A 6,951-nucleotide genomic window follows, 5' to 3' on the forward strand; every position below is an offset into this window, starting at 1 on the left:
CCCCTGGCGGGGAGGCAACTCGCGGACGGTGGATCAGTGCTCGCGCAGGTGGCGGGCGCCCAGTGCGTGGAGCGTGCCGTCGTCGGTGAGGGCGAAGACGTAGTCACCGCTGACGGAGAGCGCCGAGGTCACACCGGCGCCGAGGTTGTACTCGGTCAGGAGCTTTCCGGTGGCGCGGTCCAGGACGACCAGACGGCCGTCGCGGGTGCCCGCGTACACCCGGTCCTTGGTGGCCAGGGCGTGCATCGCGGGCGCGTTGAGGTCCCCGGTGCACCCCACGGGGCTCCTGCCGGGCTGGTAGCCGACCTCGGTCTCCCAGATCGACTTGGACGGGTCGGCCGCGCTGGTGTTGTAGGCGCGGATGACGCCGTCGCGGCTAGCGACGTAGGCGGTGCTGCCCCAGATCGCGGGGCTGGTCAGCGGGGCGGGGCCGCTCTCGCCGCAGCCGCTGCCGCCGCCCAGCGGGGACTTCCACAGCTCCGCACCGGTGCTGAGGTCGTGCCCGCGGGCGCCGCTCTCCGTCATCGTCACCAACTGCGGACTGCCCGTGGCCGGGTCGGTCAGGGCCGGGGAGGAGTGGCTGGCGATGCCGCCGCCGGTGTCCTTCGCCCACAGCTGGCGGCAGCCGACGAGGTCCATGGCGACCACCGTGTTGCTGGACCCGGTGTGCAGGTAGGCGATGTCGGAGCCGGGCTGGCGAACAGCCGTGCTGTGGAACTGGCCCCAGCTCGCCGCGCCATCGAAGCCGCCCAGCAGGTCGCCGGTCTTGGCGTCACGGCACTGGACCTTGCCCCAGTTCTGGTAGACGGCGACCGTGCGCGGCTCGGCCTTCAGGTCGAAGACTGTGACCGGACCACCGGCGCGCCCATAACGGCGGACGGTGTCGCCGTGCTGCTCCTCGTCCTCGATCTTCTGCCAGACGACGTGGCCGTCCTTGGCGTCCAGCGCGTAGATCCGGCCGACGGCGGTGGTTATGTAGACCTTGCCGTCGTGGTAGGTCGGTGCCGACTCGGCGTCACCGTCCAGGTAGGTGCGCCAGATCTCGCGGCCGGACTTGATGTCGTAGGCCAGCATCATGTGGTTCGGCGAGTCGAACGCCCTGGAGGAGACGATCACCTTGCCGTCCGCCACGACCGAACCGTTGAGGTTGAACTGCTCGCCGGTGTTAGCCGCCCACTGCAGGTCGAGCTCGGTGCCCGGGTCGTCGCTGCTGTTGGAACGGCCCGCCTCGTCGCGGCCCTGACGCAACCAGTCCTGGCCGGACTTCGGGACGGCGATCTTTCCTTCGGGCACCACCGTGAAGGTGTTGGTGACGGTGGGCCACGCCTTGCCCCGCGTGTCGACCGCGGTCATCTCGGCCGTGTAGGTGCCCGGCCGCATGCCGGGGAGGTTGTCACTGACCCGGGTCCAGGAGGTCCGGGCGGCCGGGCAGGGCTCCGGGGTGCCGCCGGGGGCCGTGTAGCAGTTCTCGATACCGGTCTTGCGGACCTTGGTGCCGAACTCCATCCGGTCCTTGTGCCAGGCGATGTGGCCGCGCGAGTCGCGGATGCTCAGTGAGGCCGTGGCCGGGGTGCGCCCGGCGTCCTCGGTGTACAGCTCGATCGGGATTCCGGCGCTGTTGCCGTGCACACTGCCCTGCGCGGGACTGACCAGCGCGACCGCGTTGCGGACGTCGAACTGGCGGTGGGTGCCCATCACATAGCCGGTGTCCTCGTTGCGCTTCGTGCTCGGGTCATCGTAGATGCCCTTGAAGTCGAGGATCTTGAAGTCCGCGCGGGCACCGTCGATGCCGTACTCGCCCTGGTTGTTGATCTCAACCGAGCGGTTGAAGGCACCACGGCGGTACTCGGCCTGCTGGTTGTGGCCCGCGGCGAACATCCGCACGTCGTACTTCGACAGCTCGTCGACGGTCGGCTGCATGCCGGCCCCCGGACCCCACTTGGTGAACAGCGAGCGGTGTGCGAAAACCATCACCTGCTTGCCGACGGCGTGGCGCTCGAGGTCCTCGCGCAGCCAGTCCAACTGCGGCTTCAGGCCGCTGGAGTCGTAGTTGTCCTCAAGGACGACGATGTGACGGCCGTTGCGGTCGAAGCTGTACCACTCCGGGCCGAGGTTGCGGCGGTAGTACTCCAGGCTGCCGCCATAGCCCTTCGAGGCTGCGGTGCCGCCGACGTCGTGGTTGCCGACCACGGGGTAGAAGGGCATGCCGAGCTTGCCCTCGGTCAGGCCCTTGCGCAGGATGTCGTAGCCGACCTGGCGGCGCGGCTCATCCGCGTAGTCGGTCACGGTGTTGTCACCGGTCGTGATCACCATGGTGGCGCCGTCGACTTCGGACATCGCCCCGACCTGCTCGGGCCACCACTTCGACGCGCTCTCGGCTGCGCCGTCCGTGGTGTTGCTGACCTCGATGTCCGAGTTCATCAACCACTTTTCGGTGGGGTTGGCAGCGTTCTTGTCCTTGACGAGGGCGAAGTCGATGCCGGAGCCGCCCTCCTCCGAGACCTTGTGGAAGAACTGCGGGATGTAGTCGTCGCGCAGTGCGGGGGTGTAGCCGTTCGGGGAGACGACGCTGACGAGGTCGGTCTCCCGGCGGGTCGGGTCCATCTGCAGGCTGTACGAGCCGTCGGGGCCGGTCGTGGTCCAGACGGAGCCGTCGGTAACGTCGACGCCGGGCATCGGAGCCTCGCCGGCGTCGCGCTTGCCGTTGCCGTTGGCGTCCTCGAAGACCGTGCCCGTGACGGTGACCGTGTTGGCGGTCGCCGGTGCCTCATCGAGGAGCGGCGCCGCCGCGGCCACCTGGGGAGCCAGGCAGGACAGCGCCAACGCGCCAATCGTGGCCAGCTTCACCGGCTTACGGTTGGCGCCGACCTTGGCGGCCAGCTGGGCGAGCTGGAGCCGTCCGGTGCGGATCTGCCACACCGCGAGCAGCAGCGCGGCGGCCAGCGCGATACCGAGCGCCACCACTGCCCACGGGAAGGTGGGCAGTGCGTGGGCACCCGATGCGTCGACAACGGGGACCTGCGCGTTGGCGTTGGCCGTGGTGCCGTCGAACTCGGCGACGACCTGGGTCAGCCCGCCCTGCTTCAGCATCGCGCTCAAGTCGAGCTTTTCGACGTGGCAGCTCCACGCGAGCTCGACCACCACACCGCCGTGGACGCCGCCGGAGTCTCCGGCAACGCCGGAGCCGGTGGCGGGGCAGCTGGAGTTGCTCAGCAAGTGCGAGGCCCAGGCACCCGCGTTCTGCGGTGACACCACGTCACGGTGGACGATCAGCCGCCCGCTGGTGACGTCGTTCTTGGTGGAGATGACGAGTTCGCCGTGCTGCGGCGACACATGCGCAGCGGCAGGCTGCGCACAGAAGCCCAGGATGAAGAAGAGCAGCGCGAGGCCTAGACCAGCTGATCTGCGTAGGAATCTCATGGGCAGCGAGGCTAGCTTGACCGGACAACTTTCCGGTTGGAGAAAGAGCGATCTTCATCGAAGGGTCCACGGGAATTCATGCGAGGGCGCGTGAGGCCTCCCAGGGCGGCGCCTCCTGGCTTCGGTGGGCGGCATGAGGACCAGCAGCCCGGCGACTTCGGCGTCGTCCGGCAGCAGCCGATGCCACCTCGTCCACACAGAGGATTCGGTCCGGCATAACGAGGACGGGTTCCTCGCTGGTCCCGAGCAGATCGTCGAGTTCCCCACCGCCAAGTAGGAACGCGCTCGACTACGCGCAACGCAAGAGCCTGTGCGGGCTGCGCAGCCGCGGCCGGTCCGGCTCAACGGAGAGGAGCGCCACGTGAACCCACGTACACCGTCCCAGAACACGTACGGCGAGACCAGGGTGCCGTCCTTGCAGTGCGCGATTGTGCCGCTCGCTGCGCTCAGCCTGAAAGCCGTCTCGTGGGGACACATAATCATCGTCTCTGGTCCGCCGCTGCAACACCCGGCGGACACCTGCCCGGAGTGTGCTGCGGGAAGCAGAGTTGTACGGACAACTCTCCTGCCTCAAGGAGTGCAGCGTGCCCTCTTCCCGCATCCGGTCCGCAGTAGTGGCCGGCTCCTGCGCCGTTGTCCTCGCTGTCGTCGGCTCGCCGGTCTCATACGCCGCACCGACCAGCAGCACCCAGTCGGCCGTCAGCGCATCCACCCTCACCCTGAACACCCAGCAGCCCCAGGTCGGTCAGAAGCTCAGCTTCAGCTACACCACCGACGCTCCCAGTGCCAAGAACTGGATCGGCATATACCCGGCGAGCCGCAAGCCCGGCGACGGGGCCTCGCTCACCTGGGTCTACGTCCCGAACGCCAGCGGCACCGTGACCCTCGACACCTCCGGCCTGCCGGCCGGCTCCTACTCCGCCTACTTGCTGGCCAACGACGGGTACCAGGAACTCGCCGCGCCGGTGAACTTCGACATCACCCCCCGTCCCCCGCGCCATGCGACCGTCCAGGGCACCGTCTTCGACGACAAGAACGGCAACGGCATCCAGGACAAGAACGAGCAGGGGCTGGCCGGTGTGTCCGTCTCGGACGGCGCGACCATCGTCCGCACCAACCGAAACGGCCACTACACGCTCTCCGCTGACCTCAACCAGTGGACCCGCACCATCGTCAACATCACCATGCCGCACGGCTACTCGGCCACCCTCGGCAGCAACCGGGTTCCGCGCTTCTACAGCGACCTCGGCTCACCCGAGGCCGACACCACCCTCACCCAGAACTTCGATCTGCGGCGAGACAAGGCCAGCGAGCGGCCCGACTTCACCTTCACCCAGATCACCGACACCCATGTGACCAGCCCGGACGGTCCGGAAGCGCCCGCGGACGGTGACGGCGTCACCCCAGGCAAGCTCGCCAAGCAGCTGGACGACATGGCCGCACTGCCGACCAAGCCAGCCTTCGTCCTGGCTACCGGAGACCTCAGCGGCGACGGCGCGCCCTCCCACTGGGAGGCATGGCTCAAGGGGTCGGCGAACTCTAAGCTCCCGATCTGGCCGCTGACGGGCAACCACGACCACGGCGGCGGGGACAGCGGCCTCGCCAACTACCGTGCGCTACTCGGGCCTTCCTGGTACTCCTTCGACTACGGCAACACCCACTTCATCCAGCTCGAGAACAACGGCGGCCTCGGCGATCCGACGCAGCTCGCCTGGTTGAAGCAGGATCTGGAGCTGAACGGCAAGAACGCCGACGGCACCAGCAAGCAAATCGTAGTCAACACCCACGAGCCGCTGGACACCCCTGACCCCGGCGGCTCCACCGGGCAGATCAACGCCCTGCTCGCACTGCTCAAGAGCTACGACGTCAAGGCCATCTTCAACGGCCACATGCACACCAACTTCACCGACCCCCACCTGTTGGACGGCGCGATGGAGTACAACACGGCCTCGGCAACGTACAACGACGACCACTCGCCCACCGGCTTCCGCGAGGTCACTGTGCACGACGGTGAGGTGAAGGCCGAGTTCCGGATGTTCAACCAGGAGCACACGGTCGCAACCACCTCGCCTGCGCCCGGCTCTCAGGTCGGCCAGGGCCATACCGAGTTCCAGGTGGACGCCTACAACACCTCCAGCCATGTGGAGCGGGTCGAGGTCCGCATCGACGGCCATGAGGTCCAGAAGCTGCGCCCCACCGGCAAGTTCTCGTGGTCGGCCCCGTGGGACACCCGCGAGCTGAAGCTCGGCGACCACACCGCCAAGGTCACCGCATTCGACGACGCCGGCAAGAGCTGGTCCACCACGAGCCGCTTCACCGTCGTGCGGAAGGCCGAACAGGTGCGCCCGGGCGCGGACGTGCCCGAGTTCCACGGCGACGCCCTGCACACCGGAGTGCAGCCCGGGAGCCTCGGCTCCGGCAGCCTGACCAACGCCTGGACCCACCGCACCGGCGCCACCATCGGCATGTCCTCCCCGGTGGTCGCGAACGGAACCGCGTACATCGGCACCTGGGACACTGACGGGTCCAAGGGCAATGGCGTGGACGCCGTCGACGTCGCCACCGGCCGGACCAAGTGGCACTTCGCCACCGACAGCCTCGTCCAGTCCACGCCCGTGGTGCACGACGGGACCGTCTACGTCACCGAGATGCGCGGCACCCTGACCGCGCTGGACGCGGCGACCGGCGCGAAGAAGTGGAGCTACACCCTCCCCGGTTCCTCGGAGACCGGCCGCTACGACGGCTACGCCTACGGTGGCGCGACCGTCTCCGGCTCCACCGTCTACTACTTCGGCTACACCACCACGGGCAGCCACCTCGTCGCCGTGGACGCCGCCACCGGTAAGCAGCTGTGGAACTCCCCGGTGGACAGCGGCTGGTGGGACAGCAGCACCCCCACCGTGGTCGACGGCAAGGTCTACGTCCACGACAGCCGCGGTGGCCTGCGCATCTACGATGTCGCCACCGGTAAACAGCTCGTCTCCGCCGGAGGCGTCGGCGGCGTCCACCACTCCACTCCCGTGGTGGCCGACGGACGAGTGTTCACCACCGACTTCATCGGAGACGCCGGCAACAACTCCATTCTGGCCCGCGACGCCGCTACCGGTAAGGAGCTGTGGCGATACCGGAGCATCGGGGTCTCCAAGGATGACGCCGGCCAGCCGGGCGCCTCTGCGGCGGTCGACGGCCACACCGTCTACGCCGCCTTCACCAACGGCCGCGTAGCCGCTTTCGATGCCGCCACCGGCACCAAGCTCTGGGACTTCCAGAGCGGCAGGGCCTTCGTCGGCTCGCCGACCATCAGCGGTGACACGCTATGGATCGGCGGCACCGACGGCCACCTGTACGGCCTGGACAAGACCACCGGCACCAAGCTCCAGGACCTGGACCTCGGCGCTCCCATCCTGTCGACCCCGACCGTCACCGGCAACACGCTGCTGATCGGGGCCTGGGACGGCAACCTCTACGCCTTCACCGCTCGCGGCTGACGCTCCCGCCGCACCGAACCCGAGCCGACTGCGGCCCCGGCAC

The 6,951-nt window shown here is 68.4% G+C and carries 2 protein-coding genes; one reads left to right on the plus strand and one right to left on the minus strand.

Going from position 1 to position 6,951, the window contains the following annotated elements:
• Positions 1–33: 33 nt before the first annotated feature.
• Positions 34–3,420 carry a PQQ-binding-like beta-propeller repeat protein gene (locus ACFU8Q_RS37270; protein WP_384463321.1) on the minus strand — a complete coding sequence of 1,129 codons (3,387 nt, stop codon included), beginning with the start codon at positions 3,418–3,420 and terminating at the stop codon, positions 34–36.
• Positions 3,421–4,004: 584 nt separating this feature from the next.
• On the opposite strand from ACFU8Q_RS37270, the gene ACFU8Q_RS37275 reads away from it, so the two are divergent.
• Positions 4,005–6,908: a PQQ-binding-like beta-propeller repeat protein gene (locus tag ACFU8Q_RS37275; RefSeq protein WP_384463324.1), complete on the plus strand. Its 2,904-nt coding sequence runs from the start codon at positions 4,005–4,007 to the stop codon at positions 6,906–6,908.
• The last annotated feature ends 43 nt before the right edge of the window (positions 6,909–6,951 follow it).

The organism is Streptomyces sp. NPDC057543, assembly GCF_042801895.1.
Classification (GTDB): Bacteria; Actinomycetota; Actinomycetes; order Streptomycetales; family Streptomycetaceae; genus Streptomyces.